Source organism: Nocardia cyriacigeorgica (genome assembly GCF_029868385.1).
Lineage (GTDB): Bacteria > Actinomycetota > Actinomycetes > Mycobacteriales > Mycobacteriaceae > Nocardia > Nocardia cyriacigeorgica_F.
The window spans coordinates 124,006-149,678 of record NZ_JARWNX010000042.1; the positions used below are offsets into that span (position 1 = coordinate 124,006).

28 protein-coding genes are annotated in these 25,673 nt (G+C 66.5%); 7 read left to right on the plus strand and 21 right to left on the minus strand.

Annotated elements, in window-relative coordinates; translation table 11 throughout:
- Positions 1-13: 13 nt before the first annotated feature.
- Entirely contained in the window at positions 14-730 is a 717-nt protein-coding gene (locus QH168_RS11875) for a VWA domain-containing protein (RefSeq protein WP_280234643.1), read from the minus strand.
- A gap of 626 nt (positions 731-1,356) precedes the next feature.
- On the opposite strand from QH168_RS11875, the gene QH168_RS11880 reads away from it, so the two are divergent.
- Positions 1,357-1,743 (plus strand): hypothetical protein, encoded by a 387-nt coding sequence (locus QH168_RS11880; protein ID WP_280234644.1) that lies wholly within the window; start codon positions 1,357-1,359, stop codon positions 1,741-1,743.
- An 88-nt stretch (positions 1,744-1,831) separates the two neighbouring features.
- On the opposite strand, the gene QH168_RS11885 is transcribed toward QH168_RS11880, so the two are convergent.
- The 5 genes from QH168_RS11885 to QH168_RS11905 all read right to left on the minus strand — a co-directional run bounded on the left by QH168_RS11885 (position 1,832) and on the right by QH168_RS11905 (position 4,793).
- A complete protein-coding gene (locus QH168_RS11885; RefSeq protein WP_280234645.1) occupies positions 1,832-2,536 on the minus strand; it encodes an LppU/SCO3897 family protein in 705 nt (234 codons plus the stop codon).
- Positions 2,533-3,153, minus strand: coding sequence for a hypothetical protein (locus QH168_RS11890; protein WP_280234646.1), 621 nt, complete (start codon positions 3,151-3,153; stop codon positions 2,533-2,535). The genes QH168_RS11885 and QH168_RS11890 overlap by 4 nt, the downstream gene beginning before the upstream one ends.
- A 349-nt stretch (positions 3,154-3,502) precedes the next feature.
- Positions 3,503-3,712 carry a DUF397 domain-containing protein gene (locus tag QH168_RS11895; protein WP_280234647.1) on the minus strand — a complete coding sequence of 70 codons (210 nt, stop codon included), beginning with the start codon at positions 3,710-3,712 and terminating at the stop codon, positions 3,503-3,505.
- A complete protein-coding gene (locus QH168_RS11900) occupies positions 3,709-3,912 on the minus strand; it encodes a DUF397 domain-containing protein (RefSeq protein ID WP_280234648.1) in 204 nt (67 codons plus the stop codon). Before QH168_RS11900 ends, QH168_RS11895 begins: the two co-directional genes overlap by 4 nt.
- Positions 3,909-4,793, minus strand: a complete 885-nt coding sequence (locus QH168_RS11905) for a helix-turn-helix domain-containing protein (protein WP_280234649.1) — start codon at positions 4,791-4,793, stop codon at positions 3,909-3,911. The genes QH168_RS11900 and QH168_RS11905 overlap by 4 nt, the downstream gene beginning before the upstream one ends.
- Positions 4,794-5,086: 293 nt before the next feature.
- Between QH168_RS11905 and QH168_RS11910 the strand changes: the two genes are divergently transcribed.
- Complete coding sequence (locus QH168_RS11910) at positions 5,087-5,593, plus strand: DNA-directed RNA polymerase subunit beta (protein WP_280234650.1); 507 nt, start codon at positions 5,087-5,089, stop codon at positions 5,591-5,593.
- A 410-nt stretch (positions 5,594-6,003) separates the two neighbouring features.
- Here the strand turns inward: QH168_RS11910 and QH168_RS11915 are convergent, their stop codons facing one another.
- The 8 genes from QH168_RS11915 to QH168_RS11950 form a co-directional block, all read right to left on the minus strand.
- Positions 6,004-7,617: an HNH endonuclease signature motif containing protein gene (locus QH168_RS11915; protein WP_280234651.1), complete on the minus strand. Its 1,614-nt coding sequence runs from the start codon at positions 7,615-7,617 to the stop codon at positions 6,004-6,006.
- A gap of 157 nt (positions 7,618-7,774) precedes the next feature.
- Complete coding sequence (locus QH168_RS11920; protein WP_280234652.1) at positions 7,775-8,386, minus strand: hypothetical protein; 612 nt, start codon at positions 8,384-8,386, stop codon at positions 7,775-7,777.
- Between the two features lie 208 nt (positions 8,387-8,594).
- Positions 8,595-9,365 carry an ESX secretion-associated protein EspG gene (locus QH168_RS11925; protein ID WP_280234653.1) on the minus strand — a complete coding sequence of 257 codons (771 nt, stop codon included), beginning with the start codon at positions 9,363-9,365 and terminating at the stop codon, positions 8,595-8,597.
- Positions 9,362-10,720, minus strand: coding sequence for a hypothetical protein (locus QH168_RS11930; RefSeq protein WP_280234654.1), 1,359 nt, complete (start codon positions 10,718-10,720; stop codon positions 9,362-9,364). Before QH168_RS11930 ends, QH168_RS11925 begins: the two co-directional genes overlap by 4 nt.
- A gap of 6 nt (positions 10,721-10,726) precedes the next feature.
- Positions 10,727-11,212, minus strand: coding sequence for a hypothetical protein (locus tag QH168_RS11935; protein WP_280234655.1), 486 nt, complete (start codon positions 11,210-11,212; stop codon positions 10,727-10,729).
- A 47-nt stretch (positions 11,213-11,259) separates the two neighbouring features.
- Positions 11,260-11,856 carry a DUF3558 domain-containing protein gene (locus tag QH168_RS11940; RefSeq protein ID WP_280234656.1) on the minus strand — a complete coding sequence of 199 codons (597 nt, stop codon included), beginning with the start codon at positions 11,854-11,856 and terminating at the stop codon, positions 11,260-11,262.
- A gap of 210 nt (positions 11,857-12,066) precedes the next feature.
- Entirely contained in the window at positions 12,067-12,585 is a 519-nt protein-coding gene (locus QH168_RS11945; protein ID WP_280234657.1) for a DUF4254 domain-containing protein, read from the minus strand.
- Positions 12,586-12,775: 190 nt separating this feature from the next.
- Positions 12,776-13,951 (minus strand): acyl-CoA dehydrogenase family protein, encoded by a 1,176-nt coding sequence (locus tag QH168_RS11950; RefSeq protein ID WP_280234658.1) that lies wholly within the window; start codon positions 13,949-13,951, stop codon positions 12,776-12,778.
- Positions 13,952-14,043: 92 nt separating this feature from the next.
- Between QH168_RS11950 and QH168_RS11955 the strand changes: the two genes are divergently transcribed.
- Positions 14,044-15,186, plus strand: a complete 1,143-nt coding sequence (locus QH168_RS11955) for a cystathionine gamma-synthase (RefSeq protein WP_280234659.1) — start codon at positions 14,044-14,046, stop codon at positions 15,184-15,186.
- A gap of 94 nt (positions 15,187-15,280) precedes the next feature.
- Here the strand turns inward: QH168_RS11955 and greA are convergent, their stop codons facing one another.
- Positions 15,281-15,775: a transcription elongation factor GreA gene (gene greA, locus QH168_RS11960; RefSeq protein ID WP_036539687.1), complete on the minus strand. Its 495-nt coding sequence runs from the start codon at positions 15,773-15,775 to the stop codon at positions 15,281-15,283.
- A 291-nt stretch (positions 15,776-16,066) separates the two neighbouring features.
- Positions 16,067-16,561 carry a DUF4307 domain-containing protein gene (locus QH168_RS11965; protein WP_280234660.1) on the minus strand — a complete coding sequence of 165 codons (495 nt, stop codon included), beginning with the start codon at positions 16,559-16,561 and terminating at the stop codon, positions 16,067-16,069.
- A gap of 145 nt (positions 16,562-16,706) precedes the next feature.
- On the opposite strand from QH168_RS11965, the gene mca reads away from it, so the two are divergent.
- Together mca and QH168_RS11975 are read left to right on the plus strand one after the other, a co-directional pair.
- Positions 16,707-17,591, plus strand: coding sequence for a mycothiol conjugate amidase Mca (mca, locus tag QH168_RS11970; RefSeq protein ID WP_280234661.1), 885 nt, complete (start codon positions 16,707-16,709; stop codon positions 17,589-17,591).
- Positions 17,591-17,893: a hypothetical protein gene (locus QH168_RS11975; protein ID WP_280234662.1), complete on the plus strand. Its 303-nt coding sequence runs from the start codon at positions 17,591-17,593 to the stop codon at positions 17,891-17,893. Before mca ends, QH168_RS11975 begins: the two co-directional genes overlap by 1 nt.
- 410 nt (positions 17,894-18,303) lie before the next feature.
- Here QH168_RS11975 and QH168_RS11980 read toward each other — a convergent pair whose 3' ends face one another.
- Positions 18,304-18,702 (minus strand): NUDIX hydrolase, encoded by a 399-nt coding sequence (locus QH168_RS11980; RefSeq protein WP_280234663.1) that lies wholly within the window; start codon positions 18,700-18,702, stop codon positions 18,304-18,306.
- 116 nt (positions 18,703-18,818) lie between these two features.
- Here QH168_RS11980 and QH168_RS11985 point away from each other — a divergent pair, with 116 nt between their 5' ends.
- Entirely contained in the window at positions 18,819-20,405 is a 1,587-nt protein-coding gene (locus QH168_RS11985) for a PucR family transcriptional regulator (RefSeq protein ID WP_280234664.1), read from the plus strand.
- Positions 20,406-20,445: 40 nt separating this feature from the next.
- On the opposite strand, the gene QH168_RS11990 is transcribed toward QH168_RS11985, so the two are convergent.
- The 3 genes from QH168_RS11990 to QH168_RS12000 are packed head-to-tail and all read right to left on the minus strand — an operon-like array spanning position 20,446 to position 23,061.
- The gene (locus QH168_RS11990; protein ID WP_280234665.1) at positions 20,446-21,315 is read right to left on the minus strand and encodes a polysaccharide deacetylase family protein; all 870 of its coding nucleotides are present in this window, start codon (positions 21,313-21,315) and stop codon (positions 20,446-20,448) included.
- On the minus strand, positions 21,312-22,433 hold the full coding sequence (locus QH168_RS11995) for an NADH:flavin oxidoreductase (protein WP_280234666.1): 1,122 nt from the start codon (positions 22,431-22,433) through the stop codon (positions 21,312-21,314). Before QH168_RS11995 ends, QH168_RS11990 begins: the two co-directional genes overlap by 4 nt.
- Complete coding sequence (locus QH168_RS12000; protein ID WP_280234667.1) at positions 22,420-23,061, minus strand: urea carboxylase-associated family protein; 642 nt, start codon at positions 23,059-23,061, stop codon at positions 22,420-22,422. Before QH168_RS12000 ends, QH168_RS11995 begins: the two co-directional genes overlap by 14 nt.
- Before the next feature lie 117 nt (positions 23,062-23,178).
- Here QH168_RS12000 and QH168_RS12005 point away from each other — a divergent pair, with 117 nt between their 5' ends.
- Positions 23,179-24,537 (plus strand): amidase family protein, encoded by a 1,359-nt coding sequence (locus tag QH168_RS12005; RefSeq protein WP_280234668.1) that lies wholly within the window; start codon positions 23,179-23,181, stop codon positions 24,535-24,537.
- Positions 24,538-24,588: 51 nt separating this feature from the next.
- Here the strand turns inward: QH168_RS12005 and QH168_RS12010 are convergent, their stop codons facing one another.
- Entirely contained in the window at positions 24,589-25,161 is a 573-nt protein-coding gene (locus QH168_RS12010; protein ID WP_280234669.1) for a hypothetical protein, read from the minus strand.
- Positions 25,162-25,673 lie beyond the last annotated feature (512 nt).

The following is a 25,673-nucleotide window of genomic DNA, read 5'->3' on the forward strand; positions in this document are numbered from 1 at the left end:
CACGAGCGGTCCATCAGTCGCAGGTCATGGCATCGAATGCCCTGGTAAGGGCTTCCGGGCTCGTGGCATCGTGGAAGTCGCCGCCGGACAGCTGTGCGATCTCGCGCAACGATTCGGGGTCGGTGGGCACGCGGACGCGAGAGGCGCCGGGAACCTCGACCTCGCCGCGGTCGGTGCCCAGTGAGATCGTCGAGACGGGGATGTTCTCGCGCTTCGCCTCTGTGGCGGCGGTGTACGCGCCACGGGGTTCGTTCAGATCGAAGGGAACGGTCTGTTTGCCGTCGGAGATCAAGATGATCCGGCGTGGCCCCTCGGGCAGTCGTACGGCGCTCGACAGCGCCGTGAATATGCCTTCACCCGTCGCGGTGCGCTCATACAGGGTGACGGTATCGAGCGCGTTCTTGAAGGTGTCCCGGTCTGTCGACGGTGCCGTCACCACCTGGGCCGTGCCCGCGAACGTGACGAGCCCAAGCATCGTCTGCGGCGGCAGACCATCCGCGAAATCTTTCGCGGCTTGGGTGGCCGCCGCCAGCCGACTCGGCGCCACATCGGTGGCTTCCATCGACAGCGACACATCGAGAACGAGTACCACTCCCGCGTCGCAGGAGTCGATCTCCTCGCCGATCGGCTGTGCTTCGCCCGCTACATCCTGGCCGCACGATGAAATCGCCACGGCCCCAACGGCCAGCAGCGCGGACAACGCAAGCCGCATGCGCGGGATCACAAACACCTGGTCATGGTAACAATGAGGCCCGATCTCAGGTGGTCGCCGAAGGACAAAGGGGCACCGCACCCTCTACGGTGCCCCTCTCCTGGCGTTTCCGCCGCTCTCAGGCGAGGGTGAACCTCGCGTGCTTTGTTTCGTCGTTCATCGTGGTGCTGATGCGGCTCACCGAGAGCCGTTGATCCCGCTTCCTTTTCAGGCGCCTGCCGACTTGGTCGCTTCGCATCCGGCTGTCGTTAGCAACGGGATCTGTCTCGATCGCATAACGGCGATGACGCGAGCTTCGTTGTGCCAGAGCGTCATCCGATGTGCGTGAGCGCGATCCACCAGGGTTTCGCTGCGCGCTGTAACGAAACCTCGGCCGCCGAGATTGTTCAGTAGCGGCCCGCCATCGGCGGCCCCTACCAGGAGGAAACATGACCCGATTTGCTCTCCTCGCTGCGGTTGTTGCCTCCGCGGCGGTTCTCACTGCCTGTGGCGGTGGGAGCGCGTCCGATTCGGATTCTTCGGCATCGAGCACGGTTTCCGTACGTGACTCGACCTCGGCGCCCACAGCGAGCACCGGCCGGTCGGCGGCGGAGCCGTCGGCCGAGGCGCCCGAACCGCCGGTGGCGGCACCTGCCGAGCCTCCGGTGGCGGCACCCGCGCCGCCCGCTGCCCAGCCGGAACCTCCGGCCGCGCAACCAGGACCGTCCTCAGCGCAGCCGGGGCCGTCGGCCGGTGAACCGGTCGCCGATCCCTGCGCCGTGGTGACCCGCGAATACCTGATCACCACGCTGCGAATGACCGGCGGGCCACAGTTCCCGTTGGCCGACCTCCAGCAACCGCGGTGCCTCGGCCTGTTCGCCACCGCGATGGGCACCTCGGACGGTGCGTCCCCGGCGGAGGTCTACCTGTTCCAGTACGGCGAACATGCCGGACAGAAGCACTGGCGGGTGATCGACGTCGGGACCGATCTCGATTGCGTGAATCGCCACGGTGTCCCGGCTGCCGACGCCCGCCCCCTGCAATGCGCCTAGGCAGTGCCCGTCTCGGTCCGTCACCGTTCGAGTGGATCGGAAGGTGGCGGGCGAGGGGCAGCGTTGCCGCCGATTGCCCGGCCGGGCGTCATAGATCCGCGAAGCAGACGACGAACTTGCGTTCGGAGTAGACGAAACCGCGATCGGCGTCGGGACAGGTATCCACTTCGGTGGTGTTCTGTTTCACCGCAACCACTTTGACGCCGTCGGCGGAGGTGCAGGGGATGCGGGCCGGCGCCGGTTCGAGTGCCATACAGGAGCCGACGGTCCAGTCGATGTCCAGGCAGAGGGTGGTCTTGTCGACCGAGTGGGAATGGTCGGAATCGGCGGGGCAACTGGCGCCCTCCCCACCCTTGTCGACGACCCGGTAGGTGGAATCGGGGCTCCCGCAGGCGGTTTTGCCGACCTTGGCCGGGTCCGGATCGAGGACGACGCAGTCGCCGACCTCCACCTTCAGGGGCACCGCTTCCTTCGCGGTCTTGTTCGCCGCGATGGGGGTGGCGGAGGTCGATGTGGTCGACGGCGTGATTGTGGTGGTCGCGGGCGGGGCCAGACCAGGTTGCGTCGACACTGCTTTCGGCGGTGTCGGCTGGACCGCGCTGGTGGCGGTGGTGCCCTGTGTGGCCTCGGCGACGGTGGACTCCAACGAGGACGCCAGCACCGTGACGCCCACTATCAGGATCCCCGCGGTGACGAATGCCCCGATGGCGACGGTGAGCGCGGTATTGGACAGTCGGCGGCGGCTGCGGTTGGGTGTGGGGTCGTTGTCCTGGCCGGTCATCGGCCCGGTCACGGTTGGCCGTTGAGGACGGCGAGGATGGCGTCGGTGAAGGGCTGGCCGCCCATGATGACGCCGCCCGCGAGCCCGCCGACGACCGCGCCGATCGGCCCGGTGAGCAGGGTGAAGAAGCCCATACCGATCACGGCGCCGACCAGGCCGCCGATCACGGCGCCGGCGACGACGCCGACCACGTTCTTCTCCAGTTCGGCGACCAGGCGCGACATGGAGCTGATCGGCCGCATCTCGCCGATCTCCTCGGCCGACGGCTTGGTGGTGAGGGTGAGTTCACGGCCGTCATCGGCGATTTCGTGCGCCACCGTCATCCGGCTGCCCGAGATCTCGTAGGCCAGCGGAATTTCGGCGACGACAGCGCCGTCCTCGGATTTCAGCACCGCCCGCTCACCCGCGCCCTGCTCATCGGCGACGACCTCGAACCGGCCGTCGTCGACCTTGGTGGTGATGGTGCGCCCGGCGCGGTCGGTGGTGGTGGTGTAGTCGATCCCCTGCTCCACACCCTGTGCCCGCAGTTCCTCGCTGACCTTCGGTGGTTTCGAATGCGCGGTGCCAGCGGAGATGCCGATGGCGGCGACGGCGACGACGGCGGTGGCGGCGAAGGTGCCGAACTTCATTCCAGGAATCCCTTACTCACGCGATATGCCCGGCGTATTGCCGGACGGCGCGGAGTTTACGGCGGGCGGAACCATCCGTCCCAAGAATGGAAACGCTGATCTACCAGCGGATTTTGTGAAAATCAATCATTCAAATTCTTTTTCGGGGGTTGGTACCGACCCGCTATCACTCGCGACCTGCAACGATCTGAAATCGCCCCCGACCAGCTCACCCACCCATGCGTAACGGAGATCACAGTAACGCCCTCCAGTGGCCCAAGCCATCACCCCACCGCGCCGCATCGCGGAGTGGTACCTGAAGGGGGTCTCTCGGCCGATGCCGCAGCCAGGTGCCACTCGGCGATACCGGTCAGGCGGGGTGGATGAAATGGTGGTGTCGGATGGAAGTAGTGAAGGTGTCCCAGGCGGTCGGGGTGAATACGAGGGCTGGGCCGGTGGGGTTTTTGGAGTCTCGGACGGCGACGTGGGCGTGGGTCAGGTGGGCGACTTCGACGCATTCGGATTCGCCGGAGCTGCGGCTGCTCTTGAACCAGTGTGCTCCGGACAGGTCGGCCGTCATCGCGTGAGTCCGCCGTTCTGTAGTGCGGTGGTGAAGGTGTCCCAGGCGGTGGGGGTGAATACCAGGGCCGGGCCGGTGGGGTTCTTGGAGTCTCGGACGCCGACGTGGGCGTGGGTCAGGTGGGCGACCTCGACGCATTCTTTGCCCATCGAACTACGGCTGCTCTTGAACCAGCGGGCACCGGATAGATCAACAGTCACTGCTTGAACTCCTTAGCCATCTGTCGGATGAGATTCCGACTGGATACGACATCCAGTGCAGCGCGCCGGATAGTGGCCGATGCGGTGCGGTACTTCTGAATGTCGTGCTCTCCCTCAAGGTACAGGTCGCCTGTGTAGTTCTCGATGTAAATTACGGGCGGATCCGCGTCGGTTCCCACCCTGGGGCGGAAGTCGAGTACGACATACGGCCCGACCGGTCCGCCGAGTGGAAAACCCGCTTTATAGGGCAGGATTCGGATTGCAACATTCGGCCTAGTGCTCACATCGGCGAGGTGTCGCAATTGGGTAGCCATCACCGCAGGGCCACCGACGATCGTGTGCAACACAGACTCGTGTAACACCACGTCCAACTCCACCGGCTTGACCTTCCGCGTAAAGATCCTTTGTCGTTTCGTTCGCAGCTCGATCCGCATCTCTTGCTCGTCAGCGGAATCGCTTGTGAAGTAGGTCCGGTCGAGGACGCGGGCGTAGTCGCTGGTCTGTAGGAGTCCGGGAATGATGTCGGGACGGAAGATGTCCAGACGCCGCGCCGAACTCTCCATGCCCACATACACATTGAAGGTTTCCGGGATCAGTTCGCCGAAGGCATGCCACCAGCACTTGATTGCCCCCTGTTGCGCCAGCCCGATCATGGCAGCTGTCCGATCGGCCTCGAAATCTAGAAACTCGCACAGTGTTCGGATGTCGTGCCTGGTCAGCTTCCCAGGCTGGCCTCGCTCCAACCGGCTCAGCTTGCTCGGACTCCATTCCATGTGACTCGCCACCTGATCGAGAGTCAGGTGTGCGTCGCTGCGGGCGTTGCGGAAGTACTTCCCCAACTCGCGAAGTGGAAGTGATGGGCCGGTGCCATCTTCTGTCATGACGTATCCCCTTCAGCTGTCTGTCGGTCCGGCAGTCGAGTGCTGTCGGAAACCATGGTCGGCGCTGTCATGGCGACAGCAAACCGCTATCAAGCTGCCCCTGACCCTGGAGAATCCCCGCAATTCGCGGTTATCGCTCGATCGGCCTTCATGAGCCGTATCGGTACTGCTCAACTGTGTGCGCGCTCGGTGGGAGTTGCTCCGGAAACGCCCCTCCCTCGACTCCCGATCCGGTGTCCGTCATCACACCGGGCCGAGCGCACCCATCCTACCCGCGACCCGAAGGTGCTGCTATGGAGCATGTTCCGCTCGGAGACACACCGCGCTCACGCTGTCACTTCTATCGGCGTGTCTGCGATCTGCCCGCTTGGATCGACCCGCCTGAGATCGGACGCATCGTCATGCGCGCCGATCATGTGTGGGGGTTGATGATGCCCTCGGCGCTCGGACTGGCCGTGCACGGCGATCTACGACGTTCCCGCGACCATGATTCGGCTTCCGGTGTCGGGCCGATCATCTCGCATATGCGCTCGGGACGCTGGACGTTTCTGATCCGCCCGGACCTGCCCGACGACACCGCACTCTTCGCCGAAATGTTCCGGCTCGACGTCTCCGTCGTCCGCACCGGCGCCACCATCGCCCTGCCTTCCCCAACCGATCAGGGCGACCGATTCCGTCGGTGGATCCAGCCGCCCCGCTGCCCTTTCCGGCCGTCCGGACTGACGGTCATCGATTCGATCCGAGCCTGCGCGGGCAGAAGCGGCTGGTTGCGCACGCCGAGCACCGGGTACCCGCGGTGAACGACCGGTCTCGCCGGCCGGGCGAGTGGCCTGACGCCGAGGAACCCGCCGCGGCGCCGAGCGGCGAGCATGCTCTCGGAGACAACGATGAGTCTGCGACCGGGTCACCACGTCCCGACGAACCCGACGTGCACCTGAGCGTCCACCTACATGGCCTGCGCTTCGATTTCGCCATCTGCCACACCGCCGCCTCGAGATTCATCGCCGAATGGAAAACCCGCCACCACCCCGGCGCCGCCGAAATCCTCCCCGGTGACCCATGCGGTCTCGGGCGGTTGCCGACGGAACGCCTGTATCTCCTGTGAGGCGCCCGCCTGGTGACCCGTTGTCATCGGCGCTCAGGGCCCTCGATCCGAGCTCGGCGTGGGCCTTCGACGGACATCTCACATGCGCGATTGCGTGTCGACGGATCAGGCGGCGGTCGGTGTGGAAGTTCCCTGTCGGCGTCGCCACTGCCGGTGTTTTTCGCGGTCGTATTCGTGGCGTAGGTGGATGCGTGACAACGCTTGGGCGAGTAGTTCGTTGGCGTGGTGGCGGTGGTTGAGGCGTGGCTTTTGTTGTGGGTCGATGTGGGTTGGGGCGATCCAGGCGGTGCGTCCGGCGTAGGGGGAGCGGGGGCCTTCGATGCGGGTTTTCCAGCCGCCAGGTCCGTCGTGGATCAATGCGTGGCAGGCGTCGCAGGCGAGGGTGAGGTTCTCGATGTCGGTGCTGCCGTTGTTGCGGTAGTCGAGCACGTGGTGGACCGCGCACAGGCTCGCCGGGGCATTGCATCCGGGGCGGGAGCAGCCCTTCAGAGCGGCGATCAACGCCAGCCGTTGATCGCGAGACGCGAGCCGTTTCATCCGTCCCAGATGTAGTGGGAGTCCGGCGTGGTCGAAGACCGCCAGCCACGGTTGTGAGCGTTCGGCCATGTCCAAAGCGTCTCGGAGGGGGACGGTGCCGCCGGTGGCGGTGGTGGCGACTCCGGCTTCGCGTTCCACATCGTCGACCGACATCGTCAATATCGTTGCGACCGGGACTCCGCGGTGGGTGCCGAGTTGTTCGCTGATGACACCGGATGTCAGGAGTGCTTTGATCGCATCATGGTTGCGTTGGGCGGGTGAGCGGTGGTCGCGGGTGGCGGCTTCGGCCAGTACCGGGTTCGCTTCTTCGGCCGCAGGACCGTTGGTGTCAGCGCTCGGCGTCGCCGTACTCTGCGGCCAGGCGCTCCTCCTGCCTGGTTCGGCGGGCGGGTTCGCAACTTCGGTGGCAGGGCGATTGGCACCCGAACTCGCGGCAGCGTTGATTCCGGGGCTGGTGGGGTCGTCGGGGTTGCACATGCCGGGGCGGGCGTATCTGGCCAGTAGCGGGTCCAGGAGTGCGCGCAGGACGGGGTCGATGTCGCCGCGGATGGGGCTCATCCCGTCGGGACGTTGGCGGCCGATGGTGATGCCGCGCATGCGGGCACGGTCGTTGTCGGTGGTGAGGCGGCCGTCGGGGTCGAGGTAGGCCAGGATTTTGTCACCGACCTTGCCGATGTCGTCCGGGGAGCCGGTGCGGGCGAAATCGGTGAGGATTTCTTCGGCGGCAGCGCGGTCATCATCGGAGGCACCGCGCGGGACGCGGTTGATGACTGCGGCGATACCACGGACATGGTCGGGGGAAATATCACCGACGGTAAGGGCTTGGGCGGTGTGCGGGAGGCGGGGGTCGACCGGTTCGCCGGCCATGTCGTGGAAAGTGGCGACTGTTTGTGCCTGATGGACCCTCGCGCCTGCGTCCGCGCCGGCGAGGTTCAATGTTTCCATCAGGAAGCGTTTCAACGATTTCGAGCCGTATCGGGCGGGCAGGGACCGGTCGGAGGCTTCGACCAGGAGCCGGTGGCGCACCATGGTCAGCATTCGGGCGCAGCGCTCCACGTCTCGCATCAGATCGATCACGCCATCATCGGTCAGCGGGGTCAGGGGTTCGTCGAGCAGGCCGGTGACAGCGGTATGCAGCGCCGCTACTGCACCTTTCTCATCTATCCCCCCACTCGAACCCATGTTCGAATTCTATCGCATTATGCCGCCCGAGGGTAGCGAAAATGCTATCTGATCTGCACTTTTCACACCGCCACCGGGGCGGGGATTACGGGTCTCGTCCGCTGAGGTAATCACCGCCTGGATGCCGGGCGAGCCGGCATCCAGGCGGGCCGAAGCGTTACGAGGGCTTCTGGCAGTCCAGCCACTTACCGTCTTCCTTGAGGTACGAATTGGTGTCGGTCTTTGTCTCCGACTGCGCGCCTTCGTTCTTCCAGGTGGAGGTGATGTCAGCGGTTGCCTTTTCTCCGGTCACCTTGATGTTGTCGACCTTGTCGACGCTGACCGTGGTGGTTTCGCGCATGATCGCCAGGTTCGCGGCCTTATAGGCCGGTTCGTCGTAGCGGATGAACGCGTCGACCAGGTTGTTGATGCTCTCATCGGAGGCGGCCGGGTATTCCGCTTTCAGCGCGGCGGCCAGCTGATCGGCCGGTTTTGCGGCGAACTCCTCGGCCGTTCCTGCCGAGCTGAGCGGCGGGAACATGGTGTTCGGCATGTTCTTGACCTCCTCGCGGTACTGGGTGCAGGTCAGCTCTGCCATCCGATCGAAATCGAAGGTCGCCATCGCGGGCCCCTGCGCCGCGATGAGGTCGCGGATCTGTTGCGCGTCACCGCCCTCGGTGGCGGCCGGCGCCGACGCGGACGACGAAGTCGCGGTGGTCGACTCCTCCGAGCCGCAACCCACTGCCGCTACCGCGACGAAAGCCAGCCCAATTGCAAGTGTGCGCTTCACCAGAGTTCTTTCGGTCGATCGATGACGGCAGCCGCGCGAGCCCCGAAGTGGGGAGGGTTGCGACGCCGTCTGTGGGACAGCGAACAGTACCGCGAGGTCTGGAATCCACGCGAGCCGATTCGGCCCCCCAAAAATGGTGGTTCCACCCCTGTGACCTGCTATCACCTGTCGTCGGATGCAGATGCGAGTCCGGTCGCGCGGAAATGGACTACCAGGCCACTTCTTCGGCTTCCTCACGGAGGCGGCGGCGGGTGCGGTCGACCCAGTGGGTGAACTGTTCGGTGAAGGTGGCGCCGGTGGCGGGGCGGACGGTCAGCTGATCGCGAATGCGGTGCTCCTGATAGCGGCCGTCGCCGGTGATATCGAACCACTGGGTGGCGTATCTCGGCTGCGGGCGGCTGTGGATCGGGCCGGTGAGCAGGCCCGCGTTGCCGCCGCCATCGGCAGGGCGCAGCACCAGGCGTTGATATTCCTCGCGCGGGCTGCGATGGGCGAAACTGGAGCCGCCTGGTGTGCGGCTCGGATCGAGATCGGCCAGGTGAAAGGTGGCCGGAGCGAATTTGCCCGGCGCGCAGGCCGGGAGTGCCGCGGCCAGTCGGGCGGGCAGCTGCTCCGGACGGAACAGACGACAGGTGATCCGGCCGTCGACGCCGTCGATGGCCGTTTGTGACAGCATCACCGCCTGATACGCGGTACTCGCGCCGACCACGCGATATTCGCCTTCGCGTCCACGTTTGGTTCGCGTTGTGCCGCCGAGGATTTCGATGCGGAAATCGGATGCGGCGAGTGTATGGAACGCGAGTCGGATGCGTTCGAGTTCATCGCGGTCGTAGCCCGCGCGGATCGTTTCCCGGTGGGCCGCGGCCTCGCCACGGAAGGCGAACCGGCTCACATATCGCAACGGACGTGGGAAGCGATCATGCGCATCGCTGTACCACAGGGCCGCGAAATCATCGGGGTCCCATTTCCATTCGATCACCGCCGATCGTCCCCGTTCTCGGGATGGGCGGGTGCGGTCGGGATATCGCCGCCGATGACACCGCCCGGCACCGTTTTGGGGACCTCACCCAGCAGTTCATCAGTGTTCGCGGCGGTGATCAGATAGTCCGGGGTCTTGTGCTCGTCCTCGGTGGCCGAACCGCCGCGCCCGGCGCCCGCGCCGAGCCCACCCATCGGCATACCCATCATGCCCCGACCGGTCGCCGCCGCTGTCCTGGCAGCGGCATTCGCCGCCGCGCCGACCTGACCCGCCACAGCGCCGGGGTTACCGGGAATGCTGCGTCCGGCACCAGGCTTCTCGCTTCCGGAACCCGTACCCGACCCGGATCCGCCGGAGCCGGAGCCACCGGAGCCGGAGCCACCGGAGCCGCCCGACCCGGACCCACCCGCACCGACCCCACTGCCTGTCGATCCGCCAGGCATGCCGCCGCCCGGCAGGCCGGAAGGCGAGTAGCCAGCGGTGCCGACACCAGCGGGTGTGGTGGAGGTCGGCATCGGGTCCGTCGTACGGGGCAAGGTGCTCACCGGGGTACCGAAGGGGTCGGTGGTATTCGCTGCGGTGGTGCCCGGTTCCTGCGGTTCCTCGGCCGGTTCGCCGCCGGGTTCTTCGATACCGGTCCCGGGCTCTTCGGCTTCGCCCGCACTTCCGGGACCGCCCTGCTCGCCCCCGCCCGAATCGTCGCCGCCCTGCTCGCCGCCGCCGTTGTCGTTGCCGCCGTCTTCGCCGCCGGTGTCCTCGCCACCACTGTCCGGTATGCGGCCATCGCCGGGCGGCCGCACCGGTGGGATCAGCGGTTGGGTGGGATCGTCCGGTTTCGGCAGCACCGGAATCTCGCTGTCGGCCTTGATGAATGGGTCCACATAGTGGATGCCCATGACCTCACGTGCGGTGGATTCGGCATCATCACGCGCCGTGCGGGCAATCGCGCTGGTGTTCGGCAACAGTGTCGGCGTCCACGTCTTGCCCTTCTCGATCACCTCAGGCAGTTCACGTTTGGTCGCATTGATCGAATCGACTGCGCCGTAGACACGATTACCCAGCGCCTGCAACACCGGGGAGAGATCCTGGGCCCGTGTCGTGTAATTGGACAGCGCCGCCCGAGCCGACTCGGCCGCCGGGCCCTCCCACGCGGCCGAACTCGAGCGCTGAATGCGCGCCGCGAACACACGGACCCCATCGGTCCACTTGTTCTCGATCTCGGTGAACTTATTGGCCGCGTTGAACCCCTCGGTGGTATTCAATGGCGTGAACGCCCCATTGATCTGCGCATGAGCGAGATTGTCGGGATTCTCGCCGTCCTTGATCCGCGGCAGCTCGTTCTGGATCTCGGTCATCGCGGCCTACCTCGCTTCCGGGACGACGCCGGGCTGGGTGCGCGGTGGGGCGATCGGGCAGGGGGGAGGTAGTTCGGCGGTCAGCTGGTGGTAGCGGGCGGCGAAGGTCTCATCGGTGTCGATGTAGCGCTGGGCGATCGCTGTGTGCAGCTGCTGGATTTCGTCGACGATCTTGTAGTGCTCTTCGAGGATCTCGTGAACGCTGTTGTCCGAGCCTTTGGCCTTCTCCCTGAACCGGCTGACGAGGACGGATGCCGATGACAGCGGGTCCTGATCCTCGCCGAGTCCCCAGACTTCCTGGTCGGAGATCTCGGTCGCCGTACGTTGCAGAATGCGAATCAAGTCTTTGAACGCTTGGCATTCGCGATCGATGTAGACGAACTCTTCGGCATCGACCCGGACGTCCTGACTCACCCGCACGGATAGGCGGCCCTCGTTTGCTTCGGCGATCAAACCGGCCAGAGTGTTCGGTGATGTGTCTTCGCCGCTCATATCGTTCAGCTCCCCCAGAGTGTCGTCGGACGTCGTGACAGTGAACTTCAGCTGTTCGGCGGGATCAGCGGGACAACCTTCTCGGCCAGCGTTCGGGCCAATTGGCAGGTATCCATATGCCCCGTCTTTTTGTTCGAGGAGGGATTGTCCAGCAGGAATTCGAGACTTCCACCCTCCATCGCGACATGCAGTGTGCACACGGAGCGTGGGTCCTTCTCGTCCTCGGTGTTCGATGCGATCGCCTCGCGCCCGTCGATGCTGTATTCATCGCGGACAACCCGATTCTTGTTGTCGCGCACCATGTCGACGGTGATGTTGGTGACGCGGATCGATGGGGCGTAGCCATCGCTTTGGACCCACCCGCAGCCGCGCCACTCGATGCCATTCGGTCCCTGGGCATCTGAATTCGATTGACTATGCAGCCCTTCGGATTCCAACACGTCTTGCGAGATATCCACACAAGGATCGAACCCGCTGGGCGCATTCTCCGGAATCGAGCCCTCAGTAGTACTCGTACTCCCCGCACCAGCAGTCGCCCCCTCCGACCCCACCGGCTGCGCATCCCCCTCGGTCGACCCCCCACACCCCGCCGCGATCAGCACCGCCGCGACCGCGATCAGTAACCGCCCCTGCACCAGCTTCATCACCGGCTCCTCCCGATCCTGGTCACGTGGCAGTGGGACCGGATTCTCCGCCCCCTCGGCTGGTGGTGACCTTATCGAACCCCGAATTCGCCCGGCAAGGGCTCAAGCCCCGATAGCGGGAAACACGCACGATGACGCGCCGTTGCCGGTGAGGGCTGCCGATACAAGGGCAGCGTCCCAACAGCCGACCTATCCGGCTGTCAGCCAGGGTCACCCGCTGGTCCGCCCAGGCGTCGGCGCGCTGGTGATCAGGTCGGTCCACGTATCCGCGAGCAGCGCCAACCGGTACCAAGCAGCATGGACCCGGTCATCCGATACGCGTTCGGCGGTGTGCAGCAGGTGGCTGGCGTGGACATGGGCTGCCGCCATGCGGTCGACGGTGGCGCCGAGCGAGGCGGCGCGTAGTTGCCGGGTGGCGTAGCGGGCGGGGATGCGGGTGCGCACCCAGCCGTCGATGCGGGCGACGATCTCGTGTCGGCGGCAGTCGATTCCGGCGGTGGTGAGGGGATTGCGCTGGCGTTCCCGGTGCAGCGTGGCCAGCGCCTGCGCCCAGTCGAGCAGCGGATGCTCCTCGGTGCGGCCCACGAACGCGGCGACGATTTCACGTTGATCGGGTAGCGGGCGGGCATCGACCGGATCGGCGAGGGTTCCGCGTTCGCGCGCCCGGAAACTCTGGCGGTAGCCGGTGACCGTGGCGTGGGCGGTAGGACCGGATGAGAGCGAGTTCATTGCGCACCTCCGCATTTCGGTGTCAGCGCACCCGCCGTTTCCTCCTGCGATGGACCCGTCTCCGGGTGCACCTACAGCTTGCGCGATCCGCGGAGCCGGTGGGTGACGTCCAGATGGCCCCGGAATGACGAGCGGTAACAATGTTCTCCGCGAAAGGGAGCCCCTTGTGTGAGGTGTGGGGGCGGATCGCCTACCGAAAAGCTTTGGCCCCCGTCAGCGCATTACCGAGCACCAGCTGATGAACCTCGGCCGTCCCCTCATAGGTGAGCACCGATTCGAGGTTGTTGGCATGCCGCAGCACCGGGTAATCGAGGGTGATCCCGTTGGCGCCGAGGATCGTCCGGCATTCACGCGCAATCGCGATCGCTTCGCGGGTGCTGTTGAGTTTGCCCGCGCTGATCTGCTCCGGCGTGATCTCTTCGCGATCCTTCAACCGGCCCAGATGCAGCGCCAGCAGCTGCCCCTTACCGAATTCGAGTGCCATATCGGCGATTTTGGCCTGGGTCAGCTGATAGGCGGCCAGTGGTTTGTCGAAAACCTCGCGGGTGCGGGCATATTCGATGGTGGCGGTGAGGCAGTCGCGGGCCGCGCCGAGCGCGCCGAAGATGATGCCGAACCGCGCCTCGCTCAAGCAGGCCAGCGGTGCGGACAGACCACGCGCGCCGGGCAGTAGCGCGTCACCGGGCAGGCGCACCTCGTCGATATCGAGTTCGGCGGTGATCGAGGCCCGCAGTGAGAGCTTGCGATGCATTTCCCGCGCGTGGAAACCGGGAGTGCCCGTCGGGACGAGGAAGCCGTGCACCACCTGCCTACCGTCCAGGTCGACTTGCGCCCACACCACCGCGACATCGGCGACCGAGCCGTTGGTGATCCACATCTTCGAGCCGTTGAGGATCCAGTCGTCACCGTCGCGGCGGGCCCGGGTGCGCATACCGCCGGGGTTGGAGCCGAAATCGGGTTCGGTCAATCCGAAACAGCCGAGCGCGCGTCCGGCCGCCATTTCCGGTAGCCACTGCTGTTTCTGTTCTTCGGAGCCGAACTTGTGGATCGCGGTCATCGCCAGCGACCCCTGCACCGACACCATCGACCGCACCCCGGAATCGACCGCCTCGAGTTCCTGACAGGCCAGGCCATAGGTGGTGGCCGACATGCCCGCGCAGCCGTAACCCTCGAGATGCATACCGAGCAGACCGAGTTTGCCCAGTTCAGGTGCGATATCGCGGGCCGGGAAGGTGCCCGCCTCGAACCAGTCGGCGATATGCGGGCGCAGCCGCTCGGCGGCGAAGGACGCGACGGTATCGCGGATCTCGCGCTCGGTGTCGGTCAGCAGCGCATCGATCGCGAACAGTTCTTCGACGGTCACCATGGGGACAGACTAAACGGGCCGCACCGCACCCGACACGGGTAAGGGGCCAACCGCCCGTCGGCCGCGAAACCACTGCCTTTAGGCTGAAGCACATGAGTGAGCTGGGATTCTCCACCAGGGCCGTGCATGCCGGTTTCGATCCCGATCCCAAGACCGGCGCGGTGAACGTGCCCATCTACGCGAGCTCCACCTTCGCCCAGGACGGCGTCGGCGGCCTGCGGGACGGTTACGAATACGGTCGCACCGGCAACCCGACGAGGACCGCGCTGGAAGCCAACCTCGCCGCCCTGGAATCGGGCCGCTACGGCCGGGCCTTCGCCTCCGGTATGGCCGCTACCGACTGCGCGCTGCGCGCGACCCTGCGCCCCGGTGACCACATCGTCATCCCCGACGACGCCTACGGCGGCACCTTCCGGCTGATCGACAAGGTCTTCAGCCAGTGGGGCATCGAACATTCGCCCGCGCACGTGTTCAACGTCGACGAGATGCGCGCCGCGATCCGCCCGAACACCAAACTGGTGTGGATCGAGACGCCCACCAACCCGCTGCTCAGTATCGGTGACATCCCCGCGCTCGCCGATGTGGCGCATGCGGCGGGTGCCAAGCTGGTCGTCGACAACACCTTCGCCACCCCGTACCTCCAGCAGCCGCTGCTGCTCGGCGCCGATATCGTCGTGCACTCGACCACCAAGTACCTCGGCGGTCACTCCGACGTCATCGGTGGCGCGTTGATCACCGACGACGCCGAACTCGACGCCGCGTTCGCGTTCCTCCAGAACGGTGCGGGTGCGGTACCCGGCCCGTTCGACGCCTTCCTCACCCTGCGCGGCACCAAGACCCTGGCCCTGCGCATGGACCGGCACTGCGACAACGCCGAGACCCTGGCCGAATTCCTCACCCGGCATCCGGCGATCTCCCAGGTCATCTACCCGGGCCTCAACGATCACCCCGGTCACGCGGTCGCCGATAAGCAGATGCGCCGATTCGGCGGCATGATCTCGGTGCGGTTGAACGGCGGCCCGGACGCGGCGCGCGATTTCTGCTCCCGGACCAAGGTCTTCACCCTCGCCGAATCGCTCGGCGGGGTGGAATCGCTGATCGAACATCCGGCCGCCATGACCCACGCCTCCACCGAGGGCTCCGAACTCGAGGTGCCAGCCGATCTGGTGCGGCTGTCGGTCGGCATCGAGGATGTCAGCGATCTACTCGCCGACCTCGAGCAGGCGCTGAGCTGAGCATCCGCAGATGACGAAACGGCCGCACCCGAAACATCGGATGCGGCCGTTCGTGTCTGTGGCCCCGGCCGGGCGATGTCGGCCGGGGGCCGGATCAGCTGTGGTAGGGCTCCGCGCTGATCAGCGTCACCTTCATGGTGTTGCCGTTGGGCAGGGTGTATTCGCGGGTCTCGCCGACCTTGGCGTCGATGAGCGCACCACCCAGCGGGGAGTTGGGGGAGTAGGTCTCCAGTTTGGAGTCGCTGAGGCCTTCTTCGCGGGTCGCGATGAGGAAGGTCTCGGTGTCGGATTCGTCGCCGTCGTAGTAGACCTTGACCACCGAACCCGGCAGAGCGACGCCGGACTTGGTGGGCGCGACGCCCACCTTGGCGTTGTTCAGCAGTTCCTGAAGCTGGCGGATGCGAGCTTCCTGCTGACCCTGCTCCTCGCGCGCGGCGTGGTACCCGCCGTTCTCCTTGAGGTCGCCCTCTTCGCGGCGTTCGTTGATCTCGGCGGCGATGACCGGACGGTTGGCAATGAGCGCGTCGAGTTCGCTCTTGAGCCTGTCGTGCGACTCCGGGGTCAGCCAGGTCACTTGCGTCTCAGTCATCTCGATCACTCCCTAGTAGTTGTTCCCGGCGAGCCAGGATTCCCTGATACTGCGAGTACCCACCCGCACTCGGGCATGCACAAGCCGACGGCTAGAGCGATCCTGGGAAGTTCTTCGAACCTCGACAGACCTGGTCCCGGATAATCTCGCCGATCCGGGACTGCGCTGGCCGCCAATGCAGCAAACACGGCTCCGTGCCCCGGAACCGTGCGTGAAGCCATTTTAGCATGTTTCATAAACGCGCAGGTCGGAGTTTATTTTTTGTGCAGCCAGCGCCGTAGCGGCGTTATTTCAGCCCGCGCGCAGGTAGGCCGGGACCTTGTCGGTGCAGCCGTAGACGCTGCCCGATGAGGGCCGCTCCGAGGAACGCACCCGGGTGGTGAGTTCGATGGTGCCGTAGTCGTCGACCTTGCTCTGCTCGACTCCTTGGACCAGCACCTCGCGGCGACCGACCTCGGAATTGTCCCTTGCCATTGCCCGGACGAAGCAGACAACGGAGCGGGTCGGATCGTCGCGGGTCACCTTGATCCTGATCTCGATGGTCGAATCGTCGATGACGGTGTAGCCGAGCTGTTCGGCCTGGATATCGTCCGGACCGTACTTCGACCAGCCGAGATAGGCGACCACAGCGCCCGCGGCGAGCACCACGACGGCGAGGATCACCATGATCAGGCGGCGGGTGGCGCGTTGCCCGGTGGAGGCGCGGGTGCCGTAGCGGTCGGCATTGCGGGCGGCAGTATCGGCGGCGCGCGCGGTGTCGGGTGCGTCCGGCGTCGGCTCGGTCATGACGTGTCCTCTCGCGCACGCCGGTGCGCTCGGCGGGGGGTAGGTCGGAACAGATTCGGTCGAAATGGAACTATAGGTAACGGAGCCCTGACGGGATCGAAAGCCCCGACCCCACCCGCGACGCGAGAGCGATGGTGAACGAGAAGTGAGTGGCCTTCGCCTCATGGCGGTGCACGCCCACCCCGACGACGAATCGAGCAAGGGCGCCGCGACAACCGCCCGGTATGCCGATGAAGGCAACGACGTCCTGGTCGTCACGCTGACCGGCGGTGAACGCGGCAGCATCCTGAACCCGGCCATGGACACCCCCGGTGTGCTCGACCGCATCGATGAGATCCGCCGCGAGGAGATGGCCGCCGCGGCCGCCGCGCTCGGGGTGCGCCAGACGTGGCTCGGATTCATCGACTCGGGCCTGCCGGAGGGCGATCCGCTGCCGCCGCTGCCCGAGGGCTGCTTCGCGCTGGTCCCGCTGGAGGAGGCCACCGAGGCGCTGGTGCGGGTGGTGCGCGAATTCAAGCCGCATGTCATGACCACCTACGACGAGACCGGCGGCTACCCGCATCCCGACCATATCCGCTGCCATGAGGTGTCGGTGGCGGCGTTCGAGGCGGCGGGCGATCCCGAGCGGTTCCCCGACGCGGGCGAGCCGTGGACGCCGCTGAAGCTGTACTACGACCACGGCTTCAGCATTCGGCGGCTGGAAGTGTTCGCCGAGGAGTACGAGCGCATCGGTGAACCGTTCCCCATGCGGGAATGGCTGGACCGGATGCGCAAATACGCCGTGGAACGCGGCGATGTGATGACGCGGGTGACCACGCAGGTCGAATGCGCGAAGTATTTCCCGCAGCGTGACGACGCCCTGCGCGCGCACGCCACGCAGATCGACCCCAATGGCGCGTTCTTCGCCATTCCGCTGGAAATCCAGCAGCGGTTGTGGCCCACCGAAGAGTTCGAATTGGCCAAGGCCCGAGTGCGCACCGCCCTACCCGAGAACGACCTGTTCACCGGCATCGAGGACAATCACCGGTGATGCTCGCTCTACTCGCCCAAACCCCGGGCACACCCACCGGCCCCGAATTCGGCAAAGCCTCGCCATTCGGCCTCATCGTCGTGCTGATCCTGCTGATCGGCACGTTCCTACTGGTGCGCTCGATGAACAAGCACCTGAAAAACCTGCCGGAGAATTTCGAACCCGAACATCCCGAGCCCGACCAGGAAGCCGATGAGGGGACCGAGCACGGGGTCGCACTGCGCGCGGAAGCGGAGGAGTCGGCCGAACATGCGGATTCCGAGGGGCGCGCCGACTCCGGCGGGCGTGCCGAGACCGGCTGAGATCGACGAACGTCACAATCGGGCCCGGAAACCGACGATGGTTTCCGGGCCCGATTGCGTGGTGTCGGCTCACCGGGACGTCGATATCCGCGCCGGGCTGAGGCAGATCTGTGGGTTGCTATCCCGGCTGCCGATCTTGTTTTCTCGGCTCGGATTTCTCCGCTCGGAAGTTTGGACGCCCGGATCGAGTTCGGTGATGGCGCATCGCTTCACCCTGGTGAACTGTTGACAGTTCGGGGTGGGGGCGCCGCTGCGCTCTTGCCGGGCGCATTGTGGAGTCTACCGGGCGGGTTTTCTTCTCGCACCGGGTTTTTCGGGTGCTATGTATTCGTTGTGTGTATGAGACCGAAACGATGAAGGCGGATTCGTCGGAAGCGTTGCCCACGTGTATTAGTGGGCGGCAACCGCTTTCACCAGTCGATCACGCCGAGTTCGTGTAGCCGCTGGAACACCAGCATCGATCCGGGCGCCACGTGCCGCATGGCGGCGTATTCGCTGACGGTGAAGTAGCGCAACTCCGCGATCTCGCTGGTGGGTGTCGGATCGCCGGTGAGATCGGCGGTGAAGCAGGTCATCTGCAATCGTGTGCCCGGCGTGTGGCCGTAGGCCTCGGCGTGGAAGACACCGAGTTCGCTGACCTCGGTCACGCCGACTCCGAGTTCCTCGCGAACCTCCCGATGCAGCGCTTCGATCGGCGTCTCACCGGGGTCGATCTTCCCGCCCGCCATGTAGAAGACCTCCTTGCCCACCGAACGCGTCTGGATGAGGCGACGGTCACGGATGTGGGCGAGGGCGGCGGTACGGATCACTCATCCACTGTATGAGCCCGCTCAACCGGATTTTCACCGGCCGTATCGTGCGGAAGCCTGCCCAGAAGGTGTGCGTTCATCCAGTCGATACCCAGCACCGGTGTACATTTCCCTAGGTGCTGACCATTGATCGACTCGTCGCCGATTCCGCGCTCGGGCTGCGGGTGCTGACGCCGGAACTGGTGGAGGGGCTGGGCGCGGAGGTTCGCTGGTTGCACACCACCGAGCTTCCCGACCCGTCGCGCTATGTCCGTCCGGGGGAACTGGTGTTGACCAACGGGCTGTGGTTGGCGCAGGTTTCGACGGAGCAGTTCGTCGACGCCGTGGCACGGGCCGGTGCGGCGGGGCTGGTGTTCGGGCTCACCGCGCAGACTCCCGAGATACCCGAGGGCCTGGCCGAGCTGTGCGTCGCGCGCGGCCTACCGCTGGTGGAACTGTGTATCGGGGTGCCGTTCACCGCGCTCACCCGCGCTGCCGCCCGGATCCAGAACGAGGTGCTACAGGCGGAGCTGACCGCGACGGTGCACCGCGGCGACGCGCTGGCCACCGCACTGTCGCGTGGCAGTGGCGCCGCCGGCGTGCTCGAAATCTTGCGCGGTGAAACGGAATTGCCGCTACTGGTCGTCGACCGCAAGGGCCGCTGCCTGGCCAGTATCGGCTGTGAGCCGACCGATGAGCAGATCCGGCTCGCCGCCGCAGCGCTCAACCGCACACCACCGCCGATCGAGGTCGACCTGCTCGGCTCCGGGCCCTCGGCGCTCTATCTCGTCGAGGGTGTGATGGGGGAGATCGACGCCGGGTTGTACTGCCTGGAACCGGCCGCCGCCCTCGCCACCGCCGATCGGGAAGCGCTCGCGCAGGCGGCGCGGTTCCTCAGCCTGGAGGTCACCAAACAGCAAGCGGTGCACGCGATCGAAGCGCGGTTCGCGGTGGAGTTGTTGGAAATGATTCTGTCCGGACCTGGGCGCAGCGAGGAGGTGGGGCAGCGATTGCGCGCCTACGGCGTCCCCTCCGGCCAGCCGCTCGCGGTACTCGCGCTCGCACCGGCCACCACGCCCGATGGTGCGGAGGTGGCGCCGGACGAGCTCGCCGATGCGGTGGGCGCGTTCTTCGCCACCCACGGCATTCCCGTGTTCACGGTGGCCGGTAGCCGCGATGTGGTGGTCGTCTGCCCGTGGGAAGAGACGGCGGCGGAGCTGACGCGTTTCGCCCGCCAACTCGCTGCCGAGGTCGGCAGGCGGGTGCGAGCGGCGCGGATCGTCATCGGGGTCGGTGATATCGCCGCCGAGGCGAGCGCGCTGCGCGAACCGCTCGTGCGAGCCAGGGAGGTCTGTCAGGTGCTGCGCGCGCAGGGCGGCGCGGATGTCGCGACCTTCGCCGATGTGGCAACCCACCGGATGTTGCTCGGGCTGCTCGACAACCAAGTGCTGCAACGGTTTTCCGATCAGGTGCTCGGCTCCGTCCGGGCGCACGACGCACGCGCGCACACCGAGCTGGAACATACGCTGCGGACGTTTCTCGCCAACGACGGTCAGTGGGGCGTGACGGCGGCCGCCCTGCACGTGCACGTCAACACCCTGCGCAATCGGATGACCCGAATCACCGAGCTGACCGGACGTGACGTCAGCAGACTCGCGGATACCGTCGATCTGTTTCTTGCCTCGACCGTCGACACCGCCGGTCCTGGTATTGCGATGCGGTGACCGGGCCGGTGCGGCGTCGGCCGGGGTGTCCGCGGCCGCGTCAGTCGGGATATACCGCCGGATCCACGTCGTAGGTGGGCAGTGGTCGCAGCGGGGTCGCCGCGTCCTCGCGGGCCCAGGCCGCCACCTCGCGGCAGCGGGCGAAGGTCACATCCCCGCACTCCTTGGCGTAGCCGATGAGGCGGCGCAGTGCCAGCATCCGGCCGGGGCGTCCGGTGAGGAACGGGTGCATACACACGTTGAACAGGCAGCCGTAGTGCCGCATCCCGTCGAGTTCGGCCCGCCACATCCGCTCGACCTTCTCCGGCTCCTCGATGACGGTGCCGATACGCGGTTCGGGCAGATACGCGTACTGCTCCCAATCGTCGAGCGACCAGTGCACGGGCAGTTCCACCACCGGTGCGCGCGGATCGTCGACGAGGTAGGGCCGGTCGTCGCCCATGAGCGAGGAGTCGTAGGCCAGCCCGTGCTCGGCGATCAGGCCGAGAGTGTCGCGGCTGGCGCTCCACATGGCGGCGCGGTGCCCGGAGATCTCGATGCCCTGCGCGGCGAAGACATCCAGTGCGCGTTCGAAATCCACCCGTTCGGCGCCCGGCGGCAGGGAAGTGGCCGCACGATGGCTGTAGGAGTGGTGTGCGACCTCGTGTCCGCGATCGACGATCGAGGCGGCCAGGCCCGGACGTTGTTCGGCGACCCAGCCGGGTACGAAGAACGTTGCGGGGACGTCCATTTCGTCGAGCAGATCCAGGATGCGCGGTACGCCCACCTCCGGGCCGTACGCCTGATGCGACATCACCATGGGATGGTCGGCGTAACGCCGACCTTCGGCGAGGACGGGAGTTTCCGCGTCGACGTCGAAGGTCAGCGTCGCCACCGCGGCCGCACCGCGGGTCCAGCTGCGCTCTGTCATTGTCCGTGCCGCGCGAACCATGCCGCGGTGGTGTCCAGGGTGGCCATGGGATGCAGCATCTCACGATCGAAGGGGAGCAGCGGCGTCCCGGCGGCCACCCGCCGTGGCAGGTCCGGGTTCGCCAGTGCGCCCGTGCCGAGCGAGAGGATATCGGCGTGTCCGCCGGTCAGGACGTCGGCGGCCTGGCCGGGCGCGTGCATACCGCCGTTGGCGATGACCGGGCGGCCGGTGATCTTTCTGGCCGACTCGGTGATGGTCGAACCGCTCGGGAACCGCGCGGTCTCCAGAAAATTGCGGCCCTCGCTGGCGATGTGCAGGTAGGTGGCATCGGCGACGGCCGCGAAGATCACCTCGGCGTCGGCCTCGGCGCCGGGCCAGCGGTAGGTGAAATCGTTGACCTTGGTCTGTGACAGCCGCACACCGATCGGGAAGTCCCCGAGCGCTTCGCGCAGCGCGGCCAGCACCCGTGCGGTCAGCCGGATCCGGTTCTGCACCGAACCGCCGTACTCGTCGGTGCGCTGATTGGTGTAGTCGGTGAGGAACTGGTCGAGCAGATAGCCGTTGGCGCCGTGGATCTCGACTCCGTCGAAGCCCGCCGCCCTGGCATTCTCGGCGGCGGCGACGAATCCGGCGACCGCCGCATCGATATCGGCCGCGCTCATCTCGCGCGGGGCGTCCCACGCGCCGCCCACGCCGCCATAATCGACCATCATCTGTCCGCGCGGTGTGACGGCGGACGGCCCGAGGGTGCCGAAACCGTAGGAATTGCCCTGCGAGATCGCCCCGGCGTGCATCAACTGCGCGACGATCGGGGTGTTCTCCGCGTGCACGGCGTCGACCACCTTGCGCCATCCGGCGATATGCCGCTCGGTGACCAGGCCCGGCTGATTGAAGTAACCCTGGCTGTGGGTGGCGTCCGGGTAGACGCCCTCGGTGATGATCAGTCCGAATCCGCCCGCGGCGTATTCGCGGTAGTACTCGGCCATCTGAGCGGTCGGGGTGCCGTCGGGTTCGGCGGAGATGCGCGTCATCGGTGCGACGGCGTAGCGATTGCGCAGCGTCAGGGCGTCGATGCCGAACGGCTCGAGGGCAGGGTGGGCGAGTTCAGTGCTGGTCATCGGAGTTCTCCTCGGTGAGTGCGGGCAGGATGGTGAGGGTCAGCGGGCTGGGGCCGGACCCGTTGATGACGTTGTGGTCTTGCGGGCAGGACGAGACGACGACGAGGCAGTCCATCTCGGCCCGGAAGATGATCGAATCCCCCGGTGCGGTGGGAGCCGTCAGCCAGGACAGGTGCCCGGCATCGTCGACGGGGATGCGCATGAAGACGTTGATCGGCTGCGGGATGAACGGCAGCGCCGGATGTCCGAGTTCGGCGATCGCCTGGCGCAGGTTGTCGGCACAGCTCGCATGGTCCGGGTCGCCGTATGCCGCATAGCGTTCCGGATCGCAGGCGGCGATCAGCATGTCGTGCACACCGGGGGAGGTGTCGGCGAGATAGGTCAGGATCGGTCGTCGGCGGTTGGTGACGAACGATTCGCCGAGTGCGGGGAACAGTCGGCTGGTGTGGGTTCTGGTGTGCGCGGCGCTGTGGTATTCGGTGAGGTCGTCGGCGTTGTAGGCGAAGACGTCACCCACCTGGCCGCCACCGATATCGGTGATCCGTACTCGTTCGCCGGTGCGAACGGTCACCGATCTGGCCTGCCTGGCCGGTACGGTCACCGGCGCCGGGTAGCTCAACGTGGTCATGCCGATCAGTCAACCGAATCGGACCAGGCTGGTAAATGGAGATATATCCACTCTTGGATATGTTCGATGGATGTTTGTACATATCGGTGCGCTGATATCCGGCGATACTGTTCGCCCATGCATTCCGACGATCTTCGGGAGATGACCACCGCCACCGCCATGGCGCGGGCCCTGGCTCGTGGCGAGATGACCGCGAGCCGGCTGGCCGAGGCGGCCGTCGAGCGCGCCGGACGCGCGGAGGCAGCCGCGGTGCTGATCACCGTCACCGACCGACGAGCGCGTCTACAAGCCGAGGCAAGCGATCGTCGCGCGGTGCGCGGCGCACGGCGCAGTGCGCTCGACGGAGTTCCCATCGCTTGGAAAGACGTGTTCGACGTCCAGGGTTCGGTGACGACCCGCGGTTCGGCCAGTCACCTGCACGACGAACCCGCCGCCGTGGACAGCCATCTCGTGCGCCGGGCGCACAACAGCGGACTCGTGACGATCGGCAAGACCAACCTGAGCGAGTTCGCGTTCTCGGGGCTCGGGATCAATACGAGCTTCGGTACGCCCACCAATCCCTGTGGGGCCGAGCTGGTTCCGGGTGGTTCTTCCTCGGGGTCGGCGGTCGCGGTGGCGCGTGGCCTCGTCGCGCTGGCGGTCGGCACCGACACCTCGGGATCGGTGCGGGTGCCCGCCGCGCTGTGCGGTGTCGTCGGATATCGCGCCAGTACTGGGCGGTACGGGCCGCACGATTTCGCTCCGTTGTCGGAGACATTGGACAGTGTCGGTGTCTTCGCGACCACCGTCGAGGATCTCATCGCGCTGGACCGGGTGTTGGTTCCCGCCCGAACCGGTGGGCGCACTTCGCCGCCGCGGTTCGTGGTGCCTGTGGGCGAATGGTCGGAGGACACCGCACCGGAGATCGCCGACGACTTCGACGCAGTCGTCGACCGGTTCCGGGCCGCGGGCGCCGAGGTACGGTTTCGTCAGCTGCCCTCGCTCTCGACCGCCCAGCGCCTGCTCGACGGGCACGGGACCATCGTCGGCGCCGAGGCCTACCGGCTGCACCGGCACCGCCTCGACTCGAGGATGCCCATCGAAGCAGCGACCCGCCGCAGGCTCGAAAGCAATGCGCGCACAGCGGATTCCATCGGGCCGCTCTATGCCGCGATGTCGGCCCTGCGCGCCGGATTCGCCGCCGAGCTGGACGGTGCCACACTGCTGTGCCCAACGGTCCGCCACATACCACCGCGCACAGCCGACCTACTGGCGGACCCGACCCGATACGACGCCGCCAACGCCGCCGTCCTGCGCACGACCATGGTGCTGAGCTATCTCGGCACCTGCGGCATCAGCGTGCCCGCACCCGCCGTTCGCAGTGGGCCACCAACCGGAATTCTGCTCTCCCGGACGTCCGGAGACGATTCCGCACTGCTGGAATACGCGGCTTGGGCGCAGGGCTCGCTCGATTCCTCCCTCGACGTGCTCGGTTGATTCAAGATCGATGAGTGGCCGCACGTGATGCGGTCGGCACACCTCACACTGTCAAGCCGGTACGTCGGTCGGCTCGGGCCGGGCCATCTTCACCAGGAGGTCGTGTAATTCCTTGGCGGGCTTGCCCGCTCGATCACCGTGGAGTGCGACCTCGGTGAACGCATCGACCAGGGCGAGGGCCGGATTGAGCGGACTGAAAGCGAGATCTCCGCCGCCGCGCAGGGACTCGGTGATCAGCAGGCGCTGTGCCTCCTGGCGCGCACGGAAGCCGCCCACCGCGTCCAGCGCCGAACCGTACTCGCGCACCACCGCCCGATAGATCGGCCGAACGATATCCCGACTCTTGCGCCGCCAGCGCCGGGCGGGTGTGGCGGCCGGGTGGGTCGATATCGCGGCCCCGTCGAGAACCATCCAGATCGTCGCGGGCCGAGGCATGGCGGGTGATGCGCTCCGCGCGGTGCGCGGGGGTATTCGACCGCTCGGGTCGGTGATCTCGATACCGTGTACAGCGATCGGATATCGCGCCACCATATCGTCGACGGCCGCGGCGATCTCCCGAACCACCTGCGCCTCGACCCCCGCCACCTCGAACCCGATGATCTCGAGCCCATGCCGTGCCGCCATCTGCGCAGCGATCCCGTACGCCTCGGGATCGGCTGGGACAGGCCCACGCGCGAGCAGATGTTCAGGAGGAGCGCTCAGTAGCGGTTGGGGTCCCGAGTGCACGCGGTCTCCCCGCGGCTGACCGGTACCCGCCGTGGATTCGCCGCCGGCTTCGGGAGGCCGGTGGAGGTGTGCGGTCAGGTCGGGCGCGGCGTCGTTGCGGTCGGCATGAGGTCGGCGAGCGGCCGTGCTGTGTTCGCGAAGGTATGCGGTGAGGTGGCCGAGGTCCATCGCGGACGCGGCGGGGCGGCGGATCTCACCGGGCAGGGGCGGTCGTCCGGACTCGGGCGGACCGAGCGGTCCTCTGAGTGCGGGGCCGCGCAGATCTGCCGAAGTCTGGGCAGGGGGAGCGGCGGGTTCGACTCGGGCGGTGGATCGGCCCGTTGACGGCAGGTGCCGGTGGAGACCCGGTTCGGGTTGCGCGTCGGCCGGATTCACCTGCGGTGTAGCTGGTTCCGTCCGGTCGTGCCGCT

Bases quoted from the DNA above. Each gene is read 5' to 3' on its own strand.
- QH168_RS11930 (WP_280234654.1), bottom strand. From the start codon at position 10,720: ATGACCGAGATCCAGAACGAGCTGCCGCGGATCAAGGACGGCGAGAAT.
- QH168_RS11945 (WP_280234657.1), bottom strand. From the start codon at position 12,585: ATGAACTCGCTCTCATCCGGTCCTACCGCCCACGCCACGGTCACCGGC.
- QH168_RS11950 (WP_280234658.1), bottom strand. From the start codon at position 13,951: ATGGTGACCGTCGAAGAACTGTTCGCGATCGATGCGCTGCTGACCGAC.
- QH168_RS11955 (WP_280234659.1), top strand. From the start codon at position 14,044: ATGAGTGAGCTGGGATTCTCCACCAGGGCCGTGCATGCCGGTTTCGAT.
- QH168_RS11910 (WP_280234650.1), top strand. From the start codon at position 5,087: ATGGAGCATGTTCCGCTCGGAGACACACCGCGCTCACGCTGTCACTTC.
- QH168_RS11895 (WP_280234647.1), bottom strand. From the start codon at position 3,712: ATGACGGCCGACCTGTCCGGAGCACACTGGTTCAAGAGCAGCCGCAGC.
- QH168_RS12000 (WP_280234667.1), bottom strand. From the start codon at position 23,061: ATGACCACGTTGAGCTACCCGGCGCCGGTGACCGTACCGGCCAGGCAG.
- QH168_RS11965 (WP_280234660.1), bottom strand. From the start codon at position 16,561: ATGACCGAGCCGACGCCGGACGCACCCGACACCGCGCGCGCCGCCGAT.
- QH168_RS11905 (WP_280234649.1), bottom strand. From the start codon at position 4,793: ATGACAGAAGATGGCACCGGCCCATCACTTCCACTTCGCGAGTTGGGG.
- QH168_RS11995 (WP_280234666.1), bottom strand. From the start codon at position 22,433: ATGACCAGCACTGAACTCGCCCACCCTGCCCTCGAGCCGTTCGGCATC.
- QH168_RS12010 (WP_280234669.1), bottom strand. From the start codon at position 25,161: ATGGCGGCACGGCATGGGCTCGAGATCATCGGGTTCGAGGTGGCGGGG.
- QH168_RS11890 (WP_280234646.1), bottom strand. From the start codon at position 3,153: ATGAAGTTCGGCACCTTCGCCGCCACCGCCGTCGTCGCCGTCGCCGCC.
- QH168_RS11940 (WP_280234656.1), bottom strand. From the start codon at position 11,856: ATGAAGCTGGTGCAGGGGCGGTTACTGATCGCGGTCGCGGCGGTGCTG.
- QH168_RS12005 (WP_280234668.1), top strand. From the start codon at position 23,179: ATGCATTCCGACGATCTTCGGGAGATGACCACCGCCACCGCCATGGCG.
- greA (WP_036539687.1), bottom strand. From the start codon at position 15,775: ATGACTGAGACGCAAGTGACCTGGCTGACCCCGGAGTCGCACGACAGG.
- QH168_RS11915 (WP_280234651.1), bottom strand. From the start codon at position 7,617: ATGGGTTCGAGTGGGGGGATAGATGAGAAAGGTGCAGTAGCGGCGCTG.
- QH168_RS11935 (WP_280234655.1), bottom strand. From the start codon at position 11,212: ATGAGCGGCGAAGACACATCACCGAACACTCTGGCCGGTTTGATCGCC.
- QH168_RS11990 (WP_280234665.1), bottom strand. From the start codon at position 21,315: ATGACAGAGCGCAGCTGGACCCGCGGTGCGGCCGCGGTGGCGACGCTG.
- QH168_RS11975 (WP_280234662.1), top strand. From the start codon at position 17,591: ATGCTCGCTCTACTCGCCCAAACCCCGGGCACACCCACCGGCCCCGAA.